General features: G+C 56.3%; 17 protein-coding genes and 1 other RNA gene. 6 read left to right on the top strand and 12 right to left on the bottom strand.

Features of this window, described 5'->3' with window-relative positions; translation table 11 throughout:
• A complete protein-coding gene (locus H7846_RS01935; protein ID WP_186694819.1) occupies positions 1 to 2,433 on the bottom strand; it encodes an ABC transporter permease in 2,433 nt (810 codons plus the stop codon).
• 266 nt (positions 2,434 to 2,699) lie between these two features.
• Between H7846_RS01935 and H7846_RS01930 the strand changes: the two genes are divergently transcribed.
• Positions 2,700 to 3,812 carry a c-type cytochrome gene (locus H7846_RS01930; protein ID WP_186694817.1) on the top strand — a complete coding sequence of 371 codons (1,113 nt, stop codon included), beginning with the start codon at positions 2,700 to 2,702 and terminating at the stop codon, positions 3,810 to 3,812.
• A gap of 19 nt (positions 3,813 to 3,831) precedes the next feature.
• On the opposite strand, the gene H7846_RS01925 is transcribed toward H7846_RS01930, so the two are convergent.
• Both H7846_RS01925 and H7846_RS01920 read right to left on the bottom strand, forming a co-directional pair.
• The gene (locus tag H7846_RS01925) at positions 3,832 to 4,644 is read right to left on the bottom strand and encodes an anti-sigma factor (RefSeq protein ID WP_186694815.1); all 813 of its coding nucleotides are present in this window, start codon (positions 4,642 to 4,644) and stop codon (positions 3,832 to 3,834) included.
• Complete coding sequence (locus tag H7846_RS01920; RefSeq protein WP_255460787.1) at positions 4,641 to 5,207, bottom strand: sigma-70 family RNA polymerase sigma factor; 567 nt, start codon at positions 5,205 to 5,207, stop codon at positions 4,641 to 4,643. The genes H7846_RS01925 and H7846_RS01920 overlap by 4 nt, the downstream gene beginning before the upstream one ends.
• 136 nt (positions 5,208 to 5,343) lie before the next feature.
• On the opposite strand from H7846_RS01920, the gene H7846_RS01915 reads away from it, so the two are divergent.
• Positions 5,344 to 6,357, top strand: a complete 1,014-nt coding sequence (locus H7846_RS01915) for a metallophosphoesterase family protein (protein WP_255460786.1) — start codon at positions 5,344 to 5,346, stop codon at positions 6,355 to 6,357.
• Positions 6,354 to 7,148: a heme-binding domain-containing protein gene (locus tag H7846_RS01910; protein WP_255460785.1), complete on the top strand. Its 795-nt coding sequence runs from the start codon at positions 6,354 to 6,356 to the stop codon at positions 7,146 to 7,148. Before H7846_RS01915 ends, H7846_RS01910 begins: the two co-directional genes overlap by 4 nt.
• Here the strand turns inward: H7846_RS01910 and H7846_RS01905 are convergent, their stop codons facing one another.
• Together H7846_RS01905 and H7846_RS01900 are read right to left on the bottom strand one after the other, a co-directional pair.
• On the bottom strand, positions 7,149 to 7,793 hold the full coding sequence (locus tag H7846_RS01905; protein ID WP_186694811.1) for a TetR/AcrR family transcriptional regulator: 645 nt from the start codon (positions 7,791 to 7,793) through the stop codon (positions 7,149 to 7,151).
• Positions 7,790 to 9,226 carry an MATE family efflux transporter gene (locus tag H7846_RS01900; protein WP_186694809.1) on the bottom strand — a complete coding sequence of 479 codons (1,437 nt, stop codon included), beginning with the start codon at positions 9,224 to 9,226 and terminating at the stop codon, positions 7,790 to 7,792. The genes H7846_RS01905 and H7846_RS01900 overlap by 4 nt, the downstream gene beginning before the upstream one ends.
• 387 nt (positions 9,227 to 9,613) lie before the next feature.
• Here H7846_RS01900 and H7846_RS01895 point away from each other — a divergent pair, with 387 nt between their 5' ends.
• A complete protein-coding gene (locus tag H7846_RS01895; protein WP_186694808.1) occupies positions 9,614 to 11,233 on the top strand; it encodes a TIGR03118 family protein in 1,620 nt (539 codons plus the stop codon).
• A 97-nt stretch (positions 11,234 to 11,330) separates the two neighbouring features.
• On the opposite strand, the gene H7846_RS01890 is transcribed toward H7846_RS01895, so the two are convergent.
• Positions 11,331 to 14,030, bottom strand: a complete 2,700-nt coding sequence (locus H7846_RS01890) for an ABC transporter permease (protein ID WP_186694806.1) — start codon at positions 14,028 to 14,030, stop codon at positions 11,331 to 11,333.
• Between the two features lie 14 nt (positions 14,031 to 14,044).
• Positions 14,045 to 14,392 carry a PadR family transcriptional regulator gene (locus H7846_RS01885; RefSeq protein ID WP_186694804.1) on the bottom strand — a complete coding sequence of 116 codons (348 nt, stop codon included), beginning with the start codon at positions 14,390 to 14,392 and terminating at the stop codon, positions 14,045 to 14,047.
• Between the two features lie 109 nt (positions 14,393 to 14,501).
• On the opposite strand from H7846_RS01885, the gene rnpB reads away from it, so the two are divergent.
• Positions 14,502 to 14,930, top strand: an RNA gene (gene rnpB, locus H7846_RS01880) — RNase P RNA component class A.
• Between the two features lie 42 nt (positions 14,931 to 14,972).
• Here the strand turns inward: rnpB and H7846_RS01875 are convergent.
• The gene (locus H7846_RS01875) at positions 14,973 to 16,952 is read right to left on the bottom strand and encodes a phospholipid carrier-dependent glycosyltransferase (protein WP_186694802.1); all 1,980 of its coding nucleotides are present in this window, start codon (positions 16,950 to 16,952) and stop codon (positions 14,973 to 14,975) included.
• Between the two features lie 111 nt (positions 16,953 to 17,063).
• Between H7846_RS01875 and H7846_RS01870 the strand changes: the two genes are divergently transcribed.
• A complete protein-coding gene (locus H7846_RS01870; RefSeq protein ID WP_186694794.1) occupies positions 17,064 to 18,185 on the top strand; it encodes a Rieske 2Fe-2S domain-containing protein in 1,122 nt (373 codons plus the stop codon).
• A 103-nt stretch (positions 18,186 to 18,288) separates the two neighbouring features.
• Here H7846_RS01870 and H7846_RS01865 read toward each other — a convergent pair whose 3' ends face one another.
• Genes H7846_RS01865 through coxB form a run of 4 tightly spaced genes read right to left on the bottom strand, consistent with a single transcriptional unit; the run spans position 18,289 to position 22,116 of the window.
• Positions 18,289 to 18,627 (bottom strand): cytochrome C oxidase subunit IV family protein, encoded by a 339-nt coding sequence (locus H7846_RS01865; RefSeq protein ID WP_186694786.1) that lies wholly within the window; start codon positions 18,625 to 18,627, stop codon positions 18,289 to 18,291.
• Positions 18,628 to 18,648: 21 nt separating this feature from the next.
• Positions 18,649 to 19,410, bottom strand: a complete 762-nt coding sequence (locus H7846_RS01860) for a cytochrome c oxidase subunit 3 family protein (RefSeq protein ID WP_186694784.1) — start codon at positions 19,408 to 19,410, stop codon at positions 18,649 to 18,651.
• Positions 19,403 to 21,076, bottom strand: a complete 1,674-nt coding sequence (gene ctaD / locus H7846_RS01855; RefSeq protein ID WP_186694782.1) for a cytochrome c oxidase subunit I — start codon at positions 21,074 to 21,076, stop codon at positions 19,403 to 19,405. Before ctaD ends, H7846_RS01860 begins: the two co-directional genes overlap by 8 nt.
• Positions 21,073 to 22,116, bottom strand: coding sequence for a cytochrome c oxidase subunit II (gene coxB / locus H7846_RS01850; RefSeq protein ID WP_186694780.1), 1,044 nt, complete (start codon positions 22,114 to 22,116; stop codon positions 21,073 to 21,075). The genes ctaD and coxB overlap by 4 nt, the downstream gene beginning before the upstream one ends.
• Positions 22,117 to 22,125 lie beyond the last annotated feature (9 nt).

The raw sequence follows: 22,125 nt of genomic DNA, 5'->3' as shown, positions 1-22,125 counted from the left end.
TCACTCATAATGCAACACCGTCATTGGATCGACTGTGGCGGCGCGACGGGCTGGAATCCAGGCGGCCACTAGAGCGATCGCAGCCAGAAAGAGCGGCATCGCGATAAACGTCGCTCGATCATGTGGCTGAACTCCATAAAGGAAGCTGCGCGCAAATCGAGCCGCCATCCAGGCCGTGGGGAATCCGATCACAAGCGCCACGGCGATCAGCCGTAGCCCTTGTCCAAGAATGAGTCTCTGCACAGCCACAAGCGGAGATCCGAGTGCGATCCGTATGCCGATCTCCTGCCTACGTCGCCGGACCGAATAACTGACCACCCCATACAGCCCGACTGCTGCCAGAATCAATCCGGCGCTGCCGAAGATGGTGAACAACGTTCCGGCAAGGCGAGGCAGAACCAGTGCATCCCGCAGATGCTGCTGCATGGTTTCTGCGTTATAGACCGCCATCGCAGGGTCGAGCGACGAGATGATGTTGCGGACTCCAGATGCCACAGCCGCTTCATCGCCTGAGGTCCGGACGATCAGCGAGTACCCGAGGAATGATGGATCCGATCCAATAGACTGCGTCAGCGGGCGGTAGAGAACCGGCCGCTGTTCCTCGCCAATGGTTCGCGATTTGGTATCGCCGACAACACCGATGATGCGGTACGTTACTCCACCTCCTTCGACACTGCGGCCGACGGGATCGGCTCCTTGCAGCACGCGACGAACGAATGTCTGGTTGACCACAGCTACCTTGGGAGCAGTCGCCGACTCATTCGATACATCCGTACCAAGCAACTGAGGTATCCCCATTGTCTGGAAATAGCCCGGCGAAACCATGTAGAGGTCGACGGAAGGCTCGGCCCCAGTTGGTTTCACTCCTTGCTCATGAAATCCATCGCTACGATTGCCCATCGACAGCGGAGCGACATCCGTGGTCACGGCCGAAGTCACTCCAGGCAGCGCTGCTGCGCGCTCTCGCAGCTCATTCAAGAATTGAATCGTACGATCTGCTGAATATCCATGGACCCGAGGATCGACCGAGACCATTAGCAATCCCTGTGAGCGGAAGCCGACATCGATTCCCGCCGCGCGATTGAGGCTTCGCAGAAACAGGCCTGTCACACATAGCAGCACCAGCGAGACGGCTATCTGCAATACGACTAACATGTTCCGTAGATTGAACCGCCTTCCAGGGCGGGCGAGCGCGTCTTCTCCTTTGAGTGCGCTGGCAATGGCGGGATTGGAGGCGACCCATGCAGGCGCAACTCCGAAAAACAAGCCAGCGCCCAGACTGAGTGCGCAGGCATAACTGAGCACGCGCCAGTCGACGCTGACACCGATCTCCATCGGAACCGGCGCTGGGAGATGGAACGACGAGAGCGCGGAGGTTGCCCACAAGGCAAGGAAGACGCCGAGCAATCCTCCCGCAAGCCCCAGCACGACGCTTTCTGTCAGCATCTGGCGCATTAGCTGGCCACGAGTAGCTCCCAGCGTGAGCCGGACCGCCATCTCCCGCTGGCGGGCTGCGGCCTGCGTGAGCATAAGATTCGCCACATTTGCACAGGCAATGCACAAGACCAGGAGGGCGACGATCGCAAGTACCCCAAGAAAAAGAACCACAGACGAGCGGAAGCTCTGCGGCAGCGAACCTGCAGCGTCAATCCGGAAGTTGTTGTTCTTGTCCGTTGCTGGATATGCCTTAGCCAGATCGACAGCAAGGCTGTTAAGTTCCGCCGCAGCCGAACTCTGCGTCGCACCGGGAGCAAGGCGGCCGATCACACTAAGCCAATGGTAGTTTCGCGAGGTGCGATTCGAGATGTTCGCAGCGAGCTGCTCCATATTGCCCAACGGAACCCAGAACTCCGGATTCAGCAGAAGATCAACTCCATGGAATCCGAGAGGCGCCACTCCAACAATTGTGTATGGCTGTCCTGAAACCGTAACCACCTTACCGATTAAGGCTGTATCGCCCGCAAATCTCCGTTTCCAGAGGTTGTAGCCCAGCACGATCACATGCTGGTTTTCCTCATCGGCGCGAAAACCACGTCCCAGAGGCATACGGAGCTGCGTTACATCGAAGAAATTGCTAGTCGCCGCCTGCCCCCAGACACGCTGCGGTTCTCCGTTCCCGCCGATGGAGGCAGGTAGTAGCTCAGCAATCGCCGCCACGCCTGAAAAGGACTTCGTCCGCTCCTGAACATCACGATAGAGCGGCCACGTCAGATTATTGCAGCAGCGATCGCCTCGCTCGTAGCTATGAATCCCGATCAGCGTTCCCGGATCTCCTACCGGAGCGGGTTTCAGCAGAAATGTGCTGACCATCGAGAAAATCGTTGCGTTTGCGGCAATACCGATTCCGATGGACAGGATGACTGCAAGGACGACGCCGGGCATCCGCATAAACCGGCGGCCGGAATAGATAAGGTTCTGGCGCAATAAAGCCATCGGGATTCCCCTCATTACAGCGAGATCACCTTCTCGTACCTGGACAAAAACTGGGCCAACGGAGAAAAAACGCACTTCTCTTATGCAGCATGTACGAAGGCCGGCTCTGCTTCGTTCCCTCAAAAATACCGTGATTTATCAACCCAATACGGAAACGCTGTCCTATGGGGATTTACAAACCCCACCCCTTCTCGATAGCCTTTCGAACAGGAGATAGTACGGCAGATATCTCTTTAAAAATCTTCCTCATGGTGGAACCTGAACCTATGCATTGGCTTCCCCGACCGTTTGGCCGTTGTGTTTCTTTTGCGAGCGCGATCCTGCTTACAGCCACTCTTGCGGGCTGTCGTCAGGACATGCATGACCAACCTAAGTTCTTTCCGCAGCGCGGAACAAGTTTTTACGCCGACGGACGCTCGGTGCGTCCGCAGGTCGTCAACACCGTGGCACGCTCTCAAGGAGAGGCCGGAAGCTACTTCATGACCGGCATGGTGGATGGAGCCGAGGGCGACGGTATGCCCTACAAGGTGACACTGCCTGTGCTGGAGCGCGGCCAGGAGCGCTATAACGTCTACTGCACGCCCTGCCACTCGCGTGTCGGCAATGGTAAGGGAATGATTGTGCAACGCGGTTATTATGCAGCGACCAGCTTCCACTCCTATCGCCTGCGCCAGGCTCCGCTGGGCCACTTCTTCAATGTGATTAGCAATGGCTATGGCGCTATGCCGGATTATGCTGCCCAGATTCGTCCCGAGGATCGCTGGGCAATCGCTGCTTATATCCGCGCTCTACAGTTGAGCCAGAACGCCGCTGGAACCGATGTTCCCTCGGGCGCACGGGTCGTTCCCATCAGCGCCGTCGAGGAGAGCAACGGATTTTCGAGCGACTTTCTGAATCCGTGGGTAGGGTCCGCCGGTTCATCGACATCGAGCGCACCGGCAGTGGCTTCGGCCCCTGCGATCTCCGCCACGACGTCAGTAACGGCATCCGCGAAAGCTCCGGAGACTGTTCCGGCAAAGGCAGCAGCGCAGCCTCCTGTAGCTGTTACAAAATCCGCCAAGAATATTGAGGTCGCCAGCGCAACCGCACCGGCTGCACCTCAGGCAGCAGCGCCTGAAAAGCCTGCGGCAAAGGGCGATGCCTCGCACGGCAAGGAAGTCTACGGAACCAACTGCTCCATGTGCCACCAGCCCACGCGCGCGGGAATGCCACCCGTCTTCCCATCACTGATTGGAGTGGTGGACCGTGTTGGCGAGAAACACGTCCGCACGGTGGCCAAAGAAGGTATTCCGGATGCGAAGCCCCCAATGCCTCCGCATCCGAACCTGACCGATAAGGACCTGGACGACCTGCTCGCCTTCCTCAAAACCAAGCCATAATCGAAAACGGGAGCCGCTATCAGCGGCTCCCGTTTTGCACTTGCTCAATCACCCGGACCAATTCAGCAAGCTTTGCAGGATCCACATCGCTGATGGCGATAGCATCGAGCGCTCCCATATTGAACGAAACCAGATGATATCCCTCACGCTCGCGTAGTGTCTTCGACAATATCTCTGTGCCTGTTCGCTCCTCGACAAACACTGAAACGCGATGCTTTCCAATGCTGTACAGCAGTTGCGCCGCTGGACGGCCATCGAGATATACCAGGTTGGCACCATCGAGCTTTGTATCTTGTGGCAGCGCCTCAGGAAGATTGAAGCTGAACGGAATCCTGCCCTGAAACCACGGCTTCACTGTATGACGATCCGACGAGACGACCTGCGGCGGTTGACTGTTCGCCAATGTTGCCACATGCTGGTCAAGAATCTCGCTCGCCAGTGATGCGCTCTGCGTCGTAGCTACTTCTGAGTGGCGCATGTGTTGCTCCAACACCACAACTCCCCCGACAGCGAGCAGCATGGCCGCGGCCACAGCCCATCCGGCAAAAGCCGCACGACGTGGAGCATCTCCGCGTTGGACTGTCCCACTCCTGATTGCCGGCAAAACCGACGCATTCGCGATCAATGACCGCATCTTCATCTCGAACTCCGCAGGCACACTGTAGCGTTGGCCGTTCCGTGACACGGAATTCTTCAAGAGCGCGTATTCCAGGGCCTCGGACGTACAGGACGAGCAGCAGTCGAGGTGTCCCTTCGCCGCACGCAGTTCCTCCGATGCGAGCTGGCCATCTACCAGCGCATTAAGCGTTGCGGCTGAAAGGTGTTCGTTCATGCATTCCATCCTTTTGGCTGGCGTTGATCTTCTTCGAGCAACCGGCGCAAATAGGCCCGTGCGCGAGCAATACGCGACATGACGGTTCCGATGGGCACCTCAAGCACAGCGGCGATCTCCTTGTACTTCATCTCTTCTACGTCGCACATCAAAACTACCTCCAACAGAGGAGGGGGGAGCTTTTCCATCGCCTCTGCCACCGCTGCCTGATCGGCCAGACGGAGCAGATTCAACTCCGGGGTCTGCCGGTCGATCGCTCCGTCAAGCAATGACACATCGCCGCGATCGTCCAACTCGTCCTCCAACGCAACCGTGCGACGCGCAGCCAGTCCACTGCGTGAGGTCAGATACGTGTTCCGCAGGATACGGAAGATCCACGCCTTGAAGTTCGTGCCCTGTTCGAAGCCTGTGAATCCTGCCAGGGCTTTCACGAAGGTTTCCTGCACAAGATCCTCTGCATCGTTGCCGCTGCGCGTAAGCCACCGCGCCACGTTGTACAGTGCAGGCAACAACGGCAGCGCCAACTCCTCGAAGGTCGAGGGCTTGACATCCACCTTCTGCACTGCGCGCCTCCATGGCAGCAGAGTCATCGTACTGGTTTGCCTCACTGCATAAGAAAACTATTGACGCAAAGATTTATTCCCGTCTGGCTGGAATAAATCGTATCTCCGACGGTTTGCATCCCCAGAGGATGCACACATGAAGAATATGGAAAACCTTACGCCCGCATACATTGCTCAGCAAGCGGAGACTGCTAGTCCATCAACAGATGGACCTGTGGCCAACGACGGAATCGACCGCCGCAACTTTCTCAGTTGCATGGCCTGGGCAGGCACTGGGCTGCTCTGGAGTATCGTAGGCGGAATACCCACGTCGAAGGTATTTGCTGCAAGTTCGGATGCAGGCAAAGCTGCTCAGGCAGCATCCTTCAGTTTCGTCCAGATCAGCGACAGTCACATCGGATTCAACAAGGCCGCTAACCAGGACGTTACCGGAACTCTGAAGCTGGCCATCGACAAGATCAACCAGATACCCGCTACGCCTGACCTTCTGCTTCACACCGGAGATATCACCCAATCTTCGAAGCCCGCTGAGTTCGACACGGCCCAGCAGATCATCAAGACGGCGCGAGCGGGTGAGATCTTCTATGTACCTGGCGAGCACGACACCGCCATCGACGACGGCGCGCAGTATCGCCAGCGCTTCGGCAAAGGCACTGTTGGGGATGGATGGTACAGCTTCGACCACAAAGGCGTTCACTTCATCGGGCTGAATAATGTGCAACAAATCGATGCCATGGGTAAGCTCGGCGCGGCGCAGCTTGCATGGCTCAAGAAGGATCTTGCGCGCCTTACCCCATCGACACCGATCGTCATCTTTGCGCATATCCCTCTCTGGATGGTCTATCCCCAATGGGGCTGGGGAACACAGGACGGAGCCGAGGCCCTCTCGTACCTCAAGCGGTTCGGTTCAGTCACCGTGCTCAATGGACATATTCATCAGATCGTCCAGAAAGTCGAAGGCAACGTTGCATTCCACACCGCAACTTCGACAGCCTTTCCGCAGCCTGCTCCAGGGTCGGCCCCTAACGCTGGACCCATGGTTGTTCCCGCGGGCAAGCTGCGTAGCGTACTTGGCGTCACTGAAGTCCATTACATTGCACGGCACAGTCATCTTGCCATTGCCGACTCTTCCCTGGCGCAGAAAGCATGACCGGGCGCACCGTAATGATCGGCAGCATCGTTGCGCTGGCATCGTCACTGTTGCTGGCGCGCGCACATCCGTTCGGCGACGCTCGTCTTGACGAGACTCCTCAGCAATTGCAGCCCATCATGCAGCACGCTTCTATCCCGAACGCAGTGCGTACTACGCTTGAGTCGAAATGTATTGACTGTCACTCGATACAGCCACGATTGCCCTTCTATGCTCGACTGGCGCCCATCTCCTGGCTGGTCGAACGCGACATTGTCGAAGGCCGCAAGGCAATGAATCTCTCACAATGGAACAGCTACTCTACGGATGAGCAGGACGCCTTCCGGGAAAAGATCCTGCTTGAGACCAGGTCGCACAAGATGCCCCTACCGCAATATCGTCTGATTCACCGGGGCAGCATTGTGACTACACCGGAGATCGACGCTATCGCTCGCTGGGTGGACGATAGTTCAACGCCAGACCCCGGAACACTCAATCAGGAAGTATCCATCGCAGCGGACGCGGCGCGCGGCAAAGACGTCTTTCAACATCGATGCACCGGATGCCATTCTCTCGATCAGAACCGCGAAGGGCCACACTTGCGCGGAGTCTATGGTCGCGAGGCCGGATCAGTCACTGGCTTCGACTACTCCACCGCTCTGAAACAATCCCACATCCATTGGGACGAGCACTCGCTGGAACGGTGGCTTACCGATCCCGACGCCTTCGTCGCCGGGAACAACATGGACTTCCACGTCGTAAAACCGCAGGAACGCGCGGACGTGATCGCCTTTCTGAAAACAATGCCATAACTACCTGCGAGCGCTCTGTGGTTTTGCAATGCCGCGCAGAGCCAGCTCCACTCTCTGGGCAATAGCCTCATCAGTAAGCATTTTACTAGTGCCTTCACGTAGCAACTTAGGACCACGACGGGGACCGCGCTCCTGCGAAGCAGCCACCACAATCGGCGTTTTCACCGTCCCCATGCAAAAACTAATGATCTGTTGCATGGAAAGCATGCCGTCCACGTAACCATCGCGCTGGCATTCCTCAATCAGCGGGGTCAGCCCAATCATCTGCTGTTGAATCCTCTCAAACAGATGATCCGTGACATCGGGATCCTGGTTAAGAAAGTCACGATACATCGCGAGCGCAAGGCGGCGATGGTCACGGTAGTTTCTACCCAAGGTGATCAAGAAACAACGCAAACGCTCAATGGAAGAAGCACTTGCAGGCAGAGGGATTGTGGCGTAGGTTCCGGCCTCTTCTACAAGAGCCTCCAGCACCTTGCGCATAAAGTTCGACTTCGACCCGAAGTAGTAGCTGAACATCCCAAGGTTGACCCCAGCCTCTTCGGCGACGCGTTTGAGGCTCATGCCACTAGCACCTACTTCTGGATATAGACGCTTAGCGGTTTCGATCAGCAATTGATCCTGATTGCGCGAAGGCCGGCTCATCGCAGGCCCTCCTCGACGATCTCCTCCTCGGTTACCTTTGCTTTCAGAGCGATCTCGTCGGTGAGACGTTTCTTCTTCCAACCCCCTGTAAAGAACGGAATGGAAGAGAAGATTGCTCCTGCGGTGCTGCTGATCGGGAACGACCACCACAAGCCGTGTTCGTGCAGGCTGGTGTGCTTGGAGAGCAGCCAAACCAGCGGGAACTGCACCGTCCACTGCGACAACAGCGCAATCGCCATCGCCATCACCATCTTGCCACTGGCTCGGAAGACCGCGATAAAGCAGAACTGGATACCGATGAATCCCCAGGCGAGGCACATGATGCGAACATAGCGCGCTCCTTCCGCGATGACCGCTGCATCGTGCGGCACGAAAAAGCGAACGATGTGCGGTGCAAACAGCCACGCGGCCACACCTGCCAGCGAGAGCCCGATAAAGCTGGTAATCGCTCCAAGCACGGCCGTGCGCGAAGCACGCTCCACCTTGCCCGCACCCATGTTCTGCCCCACCATGGTGGAAACTGCCATCGAGATTCCCATGGCAGGAATCATCACTACTTGTAAGATGTTCGAGCCAACGCCGTAGGCTGCAGTGGTCAGCGTTCCAAAGCTGGCAGCGAAGAATGAGAGCACGATAAGGCTGAGTCCGCGCGTCGAGAGCTCGATGGAACCTGGCAATCCAAGCTTCAGGGCACGTTGTATGTACTCCATGTCCGGCTTGAGATTTCCCCAATGCAGGTGAATTCCATGCCGTCCCCGCACAAAGATGAAGATGCCAACCGCTGCAGCCAGAGCCTGTGTGATGGCAGTGGCGATCGCAGCGCCCATCACTCCCGTTGCCGGAATCGGGCCCCATCCGAAGATGAATAGCGGGTCGAGAAGAAAGTTAAGCAACACCGTCCCCAGCACAATCACCAAAGGCAGCTTTGTTTCACCAATGCCGCGCATCAGCGCCTGAAACATGGCATAACCAAAGACAAAGATGATTCCTACAAAGGACACCCGCATGAAGCCGAGAGCATCGCGATAGACGTCTGGCGCGACTCCCATGAGGTTTAGGAGATATGGCGCGGCGATAAATCCAATTCCACCAAGAATGATCGAGGTAAAGGCGACCATCAGCATCGTCTGCCCGGCGACGTGGTCCACCATCTCCTGCTTGCCCGCTCCCATATATTGCGCCGAAAGCGTAGCTCCAGCGATGGCAAGACCTGAGCCGAGGGCGATGATGAGGAAAGTTACAGGAAAGCTGATAGCAACGGCTGCAACTGCCGCGGCCCCGAGGCGGCCTACCCAGAAGGCATCGGTCATCTGGTAGCCGGTCTGCAAAATATTGGCCAGGGTGATGGGCAAAGCAAGAGTAAACAGCGAGCGGGTAAGCGGGCCCTCGAGCATCATGGTCCGGCGATTGGCGGTGGCTGTGCTGGTCGTCATTGGCGCCTCGTGAGGGTGAGTAATTATACGGATGTATAGTTATTGTCGAAAGTCGCAGAACATTTTGCTTCGGCACATGACAAAACTTCTCAACAATACCCGCGAACGGAAAAATTTTGAAGGCGAATCTGAGAGATGCAAATTGATAGAATTAATTCAGCAGGCGGTGGGGTGATCACTGCCGCGGAAGTCATTTCAGCTAACACTCCGTAGCAGAAGCAAATCATAATTTGCAAAAGACCGTTGTCTTTCCTGCTTCTTCCCAAATTTTCTGATCCAAGCGCGGAATAAAAACGCCATGTCGCAGTTATCCCCTATGACTGCGCATAAACCAGACGGCATAGCAGTGTCATTTGCGCAGATCCTTCATATGAGGTGACAGGGCAAATGCTTGGACGGATTCATTATCTTGCTCCGCTTTTGCTATTGCCGGGGTTGGCACAGGCCCAGACCGGCAACAGTTATACGCAGTCCAACCTGATCTCGGACGGCTCCGTGAAAGCGCAGCAGACGGATCCGAACCTCATCAATCCGTGGGGTGTAGCGATCGGACAACAAACTCCCTTTTGGATCAACACCACAGGGACGGGCTTGTCCGAGGTGTATGACGGCGGCGCGAACAAGCAGTTCATCGTCACCATACCGCCAGCAGCTGGAAGCAAGAGTAAGAGCGGTTCTCCCACCGGAATCGCCTTCAACTCTTCTACAACCGACTTCGTTCTGAAGCAGGGATCGTCGGCACTGTTCCTCTTCGATTCGCTGGATGGAACCATCTCGGCCTGGAACTCCAGCCTGACGAACGCTGTGACGGTCGTCGATAACTCCGCTGCCGGAGCGGTCTATACCGGACTGGCCATCGCTAACAATAGCACGGCAAACTTCATCCTGACCGCCAACCTAGCCTCCGGCAAGATCGATGTCTTCGATACGAAATTTGCTCCCGCAAATCTGGCGAGCAGCTTCACCGATCCCACGATCCCTCAGGGATTCGCGCCTTTCAATGTCCACGTGCTGAATAACCAGGTCTATGTCATGTACGCGATGCAGACACCGGGTGGAGGACCTCCAACTGCTGGAGCAGGCGCTGGATATATCAGTATCTTCGACACAAATGGCAACTTTATTAAGCGGGCGATCTCAGGAGGAAATCTGAACGCACCATGGGGACTTGTTCTCGCGCCTGCTTCCTTCGGACCATTCGGCGGAGATCTTCTAGTTGGAAACTTTGGTGATGGCACGATCAATGCCTTCGATCCGAGCACGTTCGCGCTCAAAGGTCAGTTGCAAGACGCAAATGGAAAGGTCATCGTCAATGATCGCCTTTGGGAGATTCTCTTTGGAGAGAACGGAACCGGCGATCCCAACACTTTGTACTTTTCTGCTGGCATCAACGATGAGAAGGGTGGCCTATTTGGCGCAATCACCGCCGCGGCTCCCACTCCTGCTGGAGATTTCCAGATAGCAGCCTCTACATCTTCGTTGACTGTGACTCAAGGCACTCCCGGTACAATTCAGATCAACATCACGCCCGCAAATGGATTCGGTTCGGCAGTAAGTTTGACAGCATCAGGATTGCCGACGGGACTCACTTTCCAGTTTTCTCCCAGCTCCGTCACTCCCACGGCTGGCAAGGCTGCCAGTTCGACACTGACGATCTCGGGTAACAGCTCTACACCCACGCCGACGCCACCAACGAATCCCTATTCCACTGCTATGAAGGGAAGCCTGCACAGTCGGATGCTTCTTGCGGGGAGTCTGTTCCCGATAGGACTGGCAGGATTATTCCCAGTGATAAGAAGGCGCAGAAAGGCTTGGAAAAGCATGGCGCTCTGCAGCGGAGCCTTCCTGACGATCGCATTGACTCTGGGTGGATGCAGCGGAGCCACGAAGAGCTCTTCTACGCCCTCCTCTACCCCACCAGTAACTCCAGGCACTTCAATGGTCACCGTGACGGCAACCTCAGGAAGCATCGTCCATACAACGACAATTGCTCTTACCGTCCAGTAACAGTTCTCCTCTCTTCAACCGGGCATGTGGCATCGGCATGCCTGGTTCTTTTTTGGTCTAAACTGCATCGACACGCGATGGTAGTCGACTATCTTGATCACTCATACCGAATCGCTGAAATCGGCTCAATACGCGCGGCGCGAAGGGCTGGCAGGAACGAAGCTGCGCAAGCAATCGTCGTCAGCAACAGGATGGATCCGCCAAAGACCAGTGGATCACGCGGCGGCGTCTCATACAGAAAGCTCACGAGCAGCTTCGACAACATAATTGCCGCAACCAACCCGGCCACGCACCCCATCGCTGCAACGACTGCGTTCTCGCGAAAGACCATGGCCATCACGCGTGACCGTTGCGCACCCAGCGCCATGCGAATGCCGATCTCTGCTGTCCGGCGCGATGTTGCATAGGCCAGTGTCCCGTAGAGTCCGATCGCCGTCACCAACAACGCGCACAGCGCGAAGAAAATACCCAATACCGCCATCATCCTTTCTGTGCCCAGCGAATTATCCACTAGCTCATCTGAGGGATACACTATTGGCGCCGGAATCGATGGAGCCAGCCGTGATGCCAGCGAGCGCGACGCCGCAGCCATCGGACCCCATGGCCCATCCACACGCACCACAGCGGTCAGCGACGTTTTTTTCTCCAGGTCCTGCTGCATCGGAAGATACCCAACAGCAGCAGCGGGCCTGCGCACGTCTTTGTATTTCGTATCGCCGACTATGCCTACCACCTCATACGAAGTCTTCAGGCGTACATACGTCACCTGCCGCCCGATCGCTTCTCCATCAGGGAAGAACTGCTTTGCAGCAGCTTTATTCAGAATGATCTTCGGCCCGCTCGCCTTCGTATCGTTCCAGTTAAATTCGCGACCTTTATAAAGTGGAATGCGCATCGTTTTGAAGTAATCTGACCCCACACTGTTCATCCAGATCACGTGTTCTCCGGCACCTGGGCTTGAGATGTTCGCGTTCCAGCCTCTTCCCGACAGCGGCACCTGTGACTCGAAGCTCACCTCCTTCACGCCAGGCTGCGTCCGCAATCCATCGCCGATCTGCCGGTAGAGTTGCATCAGTTCATCGCCTTCGAGCTGTTGCTTGTCCATGCTGAAGGCAATGTTAACCACGCCGCGTGGATCGAAGCCCAAACCAGAGCGATAAAGCCGCACCAGGCTCGTCGCTAGCAGACCCGCGCCCGCAACTAGAACCAGGGCCAAAGCTACTTGCGTTGCCATCAGCGCACGCGGCAGCAGCTTTCTGCGTTCCGGCGCTCGGCTTGTATGCTGACCCTCTTTGATCTGTTCATTCAGCTCGTTGCCCGTCGCTCGTAATGCTGGCACCAGACCAATCAGCAGGGCGGCCGTCAACGCAATCAAGGCCGAGAAGAAGAAGACATGCATATCGATCGACGTATCGAGGGCAACCTTCTGGCCTATGTTGCGGCCGCCAAGCAGCATCGCCGCCAGCGTATGGCTGACCATCGGCGCTACCACCAAACCAAGTGCTGTCCCTACCCCCGCCAACAGCAGGCTCTCCATCAGAAGCTGCCGCACCAACCTGCGTCGCGTCGCACCCAACGCTAGCCTCGTCGCCAACTCACGTTCACGCGACGCGCCACGCGCCATCAACAGGCTGGTCAGATTCAGGCAAGCCAGCAGCAGAATGCCGACGCACATTGCAAACATTGTCACCAGCGGCTTGCGGAACAGATAGCGCGCAAAGGCAAATCCATTCGACCCAGGCTCCGCGCCAAAGCGGAAATGTCCCTCCTCATCCTTGATATACTCTGCATCGTCGCTTGCTGCATGCAGGATAGGCTCAGAGACAGTGACCAGAAGCGCATTCGCTTGCTGCAGCGTGGCACCGGGCGCCAGTCTTGCCATCACTGTTAACCACCACGAATGCACTCCGGAATTGATGTGATCTCGTGGCGCATCAATGATCGGATCCGCTGACAGAGGAGCGAAGATCTCCGGCTTCATTGTCGGCTCTGCTCCTGTAAACCACTTCGGCATCACGCCTACTACCGTGAACGGCGTATTCGCGATCACCAGTTTGCGCCCGATAACATCGGGCTCGCGATGGAACCAACGCTCCCAAAACGGCTCGCTGATCACCACAGCAAGTCCCTCTGGGTTTCCGCCGACTTTGTCATCCTGGGGCGTCAGATAGCGGCCCAGTAATGGAGCAACCTGCATCGCGGCAAAATACTGTCCGCTCACCAGCACGCCGGGAATATTCTCGTTGCCAGCCTCTCCGCGCACCTGGAGCACATCATCGTTAAAGGCAAAGACGTTCGCAAACACGTCGTGCTTGTTCTCCAGCGCACGAAAGAACGGCGTACAGAACGAATAGTTGGGCAGGGAGCCGCCCTCATCAATATGCAGCACGGTCATCTGCTGTGCATCAGGCACCGGCAACGGGCGCAGCAATAACCCATTGATCAGCGAGAAGACCGCTGTATTCGCACCCACGCCCAGAGCCAGTGTGAGCAGAGCGATCGTCGTAAACCCAGGTGACCGCATCAGCAGCCGTGCGGAGAATCTCACATCGCGAGTCAGATCTTCGAACCAACGGAACTGCCACACCTCGCGCAGACGCTCCTGCCAGCGACGTTGGTCGCCAAAACGCTTTCTCACCGCTCTTTTCGCTTCTTCTTCCGGCATTCCTTCGCGCAGATATTTCGAGCGGAGTTGTTCCTGGTGAAACTCCAGTTCTTCAACCATCTCGCGGTCCAATCGCCGACGCCGAAACAACGATCTCAGCCGCCCCAACAGCTCGTGTATCCCTGAAGACATACGTGCCCCTCTCCCTACGAAGCCTGCATTACAAACGCCACGGCGGCGGAGAGCCGCGCCCAGCGCTGCGTTTCGGCATTGAGTCGCTTCTTCCCCTCAGCCGTCAACTGGTAGAACTTAGCTCGCCGATTGTTCTCGGACGCTCCCCATTCAGCCTGTAGCAATCCGCGTAGTTCCAGCCGATGCAACGCTGGATACAGCGCACCTTCTTCAACACGCAGCAGTTGCTGTGAAGTCTGATGAATCCACTCGGCTACGGCATACCCGTGCTGTGGCCCACGAAGTAACGCCTTCAGAATGAGCATCTCCAGCGTTCCCTGCAGCAGCGCTCCGGAGTCCGTATTTTCATCTCGCGTTGTCATGTATCTTCCCTAATTGATTTAGGGGAAAAATATTCGTTCACTTCTTACTTGTCAAGACACTTGTGACAAACGGCGCTTCTCAATCCCGGCGCCTGCTAAACTAGAACCTGCAGGCGGCCGGATGATCGCTGCCGAGCAGGTCGAATGATCTGCCGGGAGAGGAAAGTCCGAACTCCGAAGGGCAGTGTGCCGGATAACGTCCGGGACGGATGGTTCAAGCCATCTGGACGGCCAGTGCAACAGAGAACATACCGCCACGATCGCAAGATCGGGGTAAGGGTGAAAAGGTGCGGTAAGAGCGCACCGCGCGGCTGGTAACAGACGCGGCAATGTAAACCCCACACGGAGCAAGACCAAATAGGCAGGGACTTCGTCGCTTCTCTTCAGGCGGCGGAGGCGTATCGGCCCGGTACGCTCAGGCGAAGAGGCCCGAAAGGGCTCCGAAACCTGCGGGTAGGTTGCTGGAGCGCCGCAGTAATGCGTCGCCTAGAGGAATGATCATCTAGAACAGAATTCGGCTTACGAGCCGTCTGCAGAAAAATGGCCCCGCGAATCGCAAATACGATTCCGGGGCCATCACTCATTGAAATAAAAAGGGCCGATTGCTTAGAAGCTCTTTGCCTCCACTTTGCAGGACAAGGTAACTTCGGCCACGCAGCTTTGGAAGCGGCTGGCTTACGTCCTGCCACAGGAAAACCCGCTGCGGCCCTGTCCACTGGAGGTTGAGGGAGGCTTCGTTCTCAAAGATGCGAGGAGCATCGGGGAAGAAGCTTCCGTACCAGAGATTCGAGCTGCGGCCTTCGAAGATATGGATATCGTTTCTTTGAAGATAGAAGCCAAGGGTACTGCCTGCTTCATATTCACCGTGAATGATTAGAAGGTCGTCTGGTTTGAGTTGCGGAGCGATAGCGTCGGCAAGTTGCTTTGAGGTCAAGACCGGCGAGAAGATCTGGAGCCCAAGATGTGCGGCCAACAGGAATCCGAAGGCTCCTCCCGCGAGCCAGAGATTTCCCAGATGAGGACGATAGGATCGGCGCAACAGGAAGGCCGCAAGCGTTCCTCCGAAGAGAAAGAATGCAGTCATACCGAGCGGTGTGCGGAAGGCCCCCATGGCTTTGCCATTAAGGTCTAGAAAATGACCGAAGGAGAGAGCGTATTCGCCTGGGTTCTGCTGGAGAAGACTGGCCAGATCGGTATTGGGATCCGGAGGCTGCGTCTTCATGATGAAGAAGAGCGCGGCGAGAGCGATGACCGACCCGAACATCAGCAGGACCAAAGCAATCCGTTGACCAGCCTTGACTTTGCGATCAGGGACAGAAAAGGATTCAGCCTCGTCGACTTCGCTGGTAAGCCAGGAAGCAATCAGAAGCACGAGCGCGGGCAGCGAAGGCAGCACATAATACTCCTGTCGCGTAGAGAAGGAGAAGAAGAGCAGCGGCAGTGCAGCCCAGATTCCGAGTAGCAGCAGGGTGCGTTCCTGCGGCGTAAGAGAGACCTCATGCGAATCCGGATTAAGCTTGCGTTGCAGCCAGTTCCACTGTGACAAGAGAGGTGAAGCAGCAAGCGCTGCCCGAGCTTCGATCTGCGTGAGGGAATGAAACAGGAAGGCACTCCAGGGCATCAGCCAGATGAGGATCAGCCCCCAAAAGAGCAGCAACGGAACCGTGTCGTAGTCACGAGGGACGCGCAGGTTCAGATAACGCAGGAGATGCTCATTGACGAAGTAAAACCAGGTCCAGCCATGAACATTCCCATTCGTTGGTTGCGGAACGATCCAGTGACCGTTGTGAAAAGTGATGCTGCCGGGGTCGCCCTGAGTGGGATTAGCCAGCCCGATGAGGATGTGCCAGGGAGCCGCGATTGCGAAGAAAATTGCTGCGCTTGTAAATGGATGGCAACGTAGGATACGAGCGATGGCGCCACGGACTCCGCGGGTAAGGATAAGATACGCGGCGATGATTCCGACGGGAAAGACGATGCCGATGAGTCCTTTGGTGAGGACGTTGAGGGCGCAGCAAACGGCAAATCCAAAACAAGGCAGGCGGCTCGGCTGCTTTTCCTGCTCCGTTACCCAGAAGCAGAAGATAGCAAGTGTCTGCCAAAGGCAAACCATCGCGTCGGGAATCGTGATGCGGGTGAAGATAAAGATTCCGAAGCTGGAGAGAAGGATAAGACCGGCGTACAGACCGGCTCGCGGCCCGGTATTTGCTTGCTCCACATTGCTGAACGCACGTCGCGCAAAGGCCTCGAGTGCGAAAACAAGTGCGAGAACCGTCAATGCCAACGGAATCCGCGCCGCTGCGGTTCCGACACCAAAGACCTTGAAACTCGTCGCCATCGACCAATAAAGCAAAGGTGCTTTCTCGAGGTAACGGATGCCATTGGCGTAGAGCGTAGTCCAATCGTGACGGACAAGCATCTCGCGTGCCACCTCGGCGTGCACGGAGTCGGCATCGTCCAGCAAGGGCGGAGTGAGCAGTGTAAAGCTCGAATAAAAGACAAACCACAGCACGAGCAGAATAAGGCGGTTACGTTTGACCGGCGTGAGCTCGATGGGCACGAAACCAGTGTATCGGTCACCAGCGATTCTGGAATCTTGTTAAGCCTCTGCATTCTCCGCAGGTTCTGCGAAAATCCGTGGCTATCTTTGTGTAGACTCAGGCTGATAGCAATGCACGATCTTGTTCCGCCTGCAATCTCGATGCCTGGGCCACCAGCCGAACTGATCTTCGGTGACTGGTATCCTGCGCTGCGTTCGCAGGATCTGCGTGTTGGCAAAATGACGCAGGCGCTCCTGCTGGGCATTCCGCTGGTACTGGGCCGCAAGCGCGACGGGCGACTGTTCTGTATGCGCGACCTCTGTCCGCATCGTGGAATTCCGCTCTCGGCAGGATGGTTTGACGGTGAACACGTGCAGTGCAAGTACCATGGCTGGAAATTTGAACCCTGCTCCGGCCAGTGTGCAGAGATCCCTTCGCTAACACGGCACGATACGATCGATCCGGGCAGGATCTATGCAGGAGCGTATCCGTGCGAAGAGCGGGATGGGTATGCCTGGGTGTACGTTCCTGAAGCTGGCACAGGCCGCAATCTGGGAGGCCCAGGGAACGAACTACCACCTGTACCAGAGCTTCCGAAGTTCTCCGAAAAGTACCGCAGCGCGCATCTTGTGGCTGATCTACCGTGCAATGTGGATCACGGCATTATCGGACTGATGGATCCAGCGCACGGCCCATTCGTGCATCAGGCATGGTGGTGGCGTAGCCAGGCCAGCATCCATGAAAAGGAAAAGCATTTCGAACCGCTGGAAGACCGCGAAAACCATGGGAGAAATGCTGGCTTCAGAATGTCGTCTCACGCGCCCAGCGCAAATTCCGCTCCGTACAAACTACTCGGAGTGTATGGCGAGCCCATCACGACCACGATTGATTTCGTTCTTCCCAATCGCCGTTATGAAACGATCCGAGCGGGCGCAAAGTGGTTTTCGAGCCTGACAACGGTTACTCCTGTGACGGCTTCAACCTGTCGGATCGACGTTATCGCAGCCTGGAATGTTTTTTATCACGTGCCGTTTGTCACTCCCATTGCACGGTTCTTCGGTGCGCGCTTCGTACGCCAGGACCAACAGACAATGATCGAGCAAGCCCAAGGGCTGCGCTTCCATCCTGGACTGATGCTCATCGACGATGCCGACAAACCCGCAAAGTGGTATTTCGCGCTTAAGCAGGCACGCTTGAAGGGAACAGGAGATCATCCGCTCCTGGCCCCAGTGACGTTACACTGGCGAAGCTAAAACTGCTCTATCTCGGAAAAGTAATGTCCACCATCAGCGTTTCCTGAATCACAAAAAAATAGCGGCCCGAAGGCCGCCTTATCGTTTGAAACAACTTTGTGCTTTACCAGAGTCCCCATGCGCGGCTCAGATAGTCGGTCAGGGTCATGGCCACGAGGATTAGGAAGGTAAAGAAACCGGCAGCGACGGTCATCTTGATCAGCTTGGACTGAAAGATGACATGCATGAAAAAGAGGATAACGATCACTGCCTTGATGCAGGCAATCGCAACCGCGATGATCGGATTGAAGATGTGCAGATCGACAAATGCCGCTCCGACGGTAATGCCCGTGAAGATCAGCAGAGCGATATACACAGCGATATAGGTTCCCGGCTGAACGATGCGATGCTCAGCGTGCTCCGGGTTGGTCACGTTGGCCGGGTCATGAAAATGAGACGACATGATCTTCTCCTTGCGACAGGGCTACGTGCCTGGATGCCGGTTGATGAGATACAGCAGTGGGAATAGGAAGATCCAGACAATATCGACGAAGTGCCAATATAGTCCGAAGTTTTCAATAGGCGCGACGTAGCCCGAGCTGAAGTCTCCCCGCTGCGCACGCCAGGTGAGCCACCCGAGCAACACAATACCAATGATCATGTGCAGCGCGTGCATACCGGTCATGGCGAAGTAGAGCGAGAAGAAGACCTGGGTCTTCTTTGCCATGTCCGGCGAGAGTGGCTCTTCAATCGGCTTACCCGTCTTTGGGTTCAGCGGAGGATTGACGAACTCCGAGATATCGAAGCTCGAGCCCGGAACATGGTGCTTCTCAAACTTCTCCGCGTACTCCACGTACTTGACGCCAAGGAAGATCAGGCCAAAGAATGTGGTGAGCAGAAGCATCACCACCAGTAAGCCCTTCTTGCGAACTTCCGCGGCCCATACGCCGAGGGCCATAAAGAAGCCCGAGGTAATCAGGATGGCTGTATTCGCCGTTCCTAACGGAATGCTGAGCTGGTTGGACGCGACCACAAAGGCGGGGTTGTACCAGTTGCGGTAGAGTAGGTAGGCGAAAAACAACCCACCAAAGAACATGATTTCCGTAAGCAGGAAGAGCCACATGCCGAAGGTTCCGGCCTCACGCTGCTGCTCCTGCGTCTCAAAGTGATGCCGGTGCTGTGGCAGCGAGTGGTGGTGCTCTTCTACAGCCGTATCATGATGCGTTGCTACGATCGTGTTATCCAACGGTCGTCACCTCTTGTTCCGTCTTACGCGCGAGCCACTCGAAGTCGTATGCCTCGAAGTCGACAACGGGTGTCTCAATGAAGTTCTCAGTCAACGGCGGAGATTGAATCTGCCACTCAAGGCCCGTCGCCTGCCAGGGATTGTTGCCTGCAATCGCACCATACTTGAGCGACCAGGCCAGATAGATAAGCGGGAGCAGGAACCCAATTCCGAGCACGGTTGCACCTGCCGTAGAGAGCACATTCAGCACCTGGTACTCCGGCGGATACGCGTGGTAACGGCGCGGCATTCCCAGATAACCCAGGATGAACTGGGGCATAAAGGTCAGGTTGAATCCAATGAAGCTCGTGACAGCTGAGAGCTTCGAGAGAGATTCGGGATACATACGACCCGTCATCTTCGGCCACCAGTAATGAACTCCGCCGAGGAAGGCCATCAACATACCGCCCACCATCACGTAGTGGAAGTGAGCAACGATGAAGTAGGTCTCGGTGAGATGGATGTCCATGCCGAGTGAGCCGAGGAAGACGCCCGTAAGACCGCCGATAGTAAACAGACCGATGAAGGCGAAGGCGTAGAGCATTGGGGTCTCAAAGGTGATCGAGCCCTTCTGCAGGGTGAAGGACCAGTTGAAGACCTTGATTGCGGAAGGAACGGCCACCAGCATGGTCAGCAGCGAGAAGACCAGTGCCGAGTAGTTAGAAACCCCCATGATGAACATGTGGTGTTCCCAGACGAAGAAGCCGAAGACCGCGATCGCCACCGAAGAGAATGCAACGGCTGTATAGCCGAAAACCCGTTTGCGGCTGAAGGTGGGGATGATCTCGGAGATCACACCCATGCCCGGGAGAATCATGATGTACACAGCGGGGTGCGAATAGAACCAGAACAAATGCTGGAAGAGCAGTGGATCTCCACCGAGCGAAGGATCGAAGACGCCGATGTGGATCGTACGCTCAAGAACGACGAGCACCAGGGTGATGGCCAGAACCGGAGTCCCCAATACCATCAGGATCGAAGCCGCATAGTTGGACCACACGAATAGCGGCATTCGGAACCAGGTCATACCCGGAGCCCGCATACGATGAATGGTCACGATAAAGTTCAGACCGGTAAAGATGGATGAGAATCCCGCGACGAAGATCGCGAGTCCAGCCGTCACCACGTGAGTATTCAGATAGTGGGTCGACAGCGGAGTCGTGAAGGTCCATCCGGTATCCACGCCGCCCAGAACCAGCGCAGCCAGAGTCATGATGCCGCCGACCAGATAGAGATACCAGCTCAGAAGATTGATCTTCGGAAAAGCAAGATCCTTAGCTCCGATCATGATCGGGATCAAAAAGTTTCCGAGTGTTGCTGGAACCGAAGGCACCAGAAACAAGAAAACCATGATGATGCCGTGCATCGAGAAGAGCTTATTGTAAGTGTCCGATGCAACGAGATCCGGCTGCGGAGTCAACAACTCCAAGCGAATCAGGCCGGCAAACGCTCCTCCGATGAAGAAGAAGAACGTAATCGAGATGAGGTAAAGCATCGCGATACGCTTATGGTCGCCCGTAAGGAGCCAGCTGAGAAGGCCATCTTCCGCGTTCAGATAATTCTTCTTCGGAATAGTCGCCGTCCGCTGATCTGGAAGGTTGACGATGGTTGAACTGGTAGCACTCATGGCTTCACCGCCTCGGGCGTCATCGGCGCCGCTTGGTTAGACTCCGACGTAGTCAGCGTCTGCTGCACACGGTAGTTCGTCTTGAGGGTCTTCAGATACTCCACCAGATCGATCAGGCCCTCTTCGCTGATCTGCCCCTGGTAGGTGGGCATAATGGGCGCATAGCCCGCGGTTACGTGCTGCGACGGATTAAGAATCGCATCGCGGAGATAAGCTTCATTGACCAAAACTTCGGAGCCGTTCGCCAGACGTAGCTTCGATCCGTAGACTCCGGCGAGGTCCGGACCTCGCGCAGCTGCGTTTCCAGTATGGCAGGAGTTGCATCCCATGCTGGCGAAGAGTCGCTCCCCATTCTGTGCCAGCGACATGCCACTGGTGGAGCTCTCCGTCCACTTTTTATAGTCCTCGGGCGTCATCACCGTAACCTCGCCAATCATGCCCGAGTGCTTGGTGCCGCAGTACTGCGTGCAGAAGATGTGGTATGTTCCAGGCGTTGTCGCCTCAAACCACACCGTCGAATAGCGCCCCGGAATCACCTCACGCTTTACGCGGAAGTCGGGAATCGAGAAGCTGTGGAAGACGTCCTGCGAGATCATCGTCAGCTGGATGGGCTGACCCATCGGAACATGCAGATTATTGATCTCATGCTGACCACCCGGGTGCTCAGCCTTCCACATCCACTGCTTACCCACCACGTAGATGTTCATCGCGTTGGTAGGCGGGTTATAGATACGGAAGTACAGCAGCGCGCCCCAGACGAAGACGATAAGAAACAGCGCCAGAGGGATGATGGTCCAGGTAGCCTCGAGCAGCGTGGAGCCTTCCACCTGCGTGGCGACCGGATTGCGTTCCTTACGATACCGGATCGAGAAGCCGAAGACGAGCGTTCCCACCAGCGTAAGACCCACCACCGTGATCAGCAGAAGGAAGAAGTAGAGCGCGTCGGTATACGGCGCAATCGTAGACGCCTCGCGGGGGAACAGCGCCGAAGCGTTGAGCCACTTCACCAGAAATTGCCACAGTACGGGACTGATATGCATCGTTACCCT

The organism is Edaphobacter sp. 4G125 (assembly GCF_014274685.1).
In the GTDB taxonomy this organism is placed as follows: domain Bacteria; phylum Acidobacteriota; class Terriglobia; order Terriglobales; family Acidobacteriaceae; genus Edaphobacter.
This window is presented reverse-complemented; position numbering and strand designations above follow the sequence as displayed.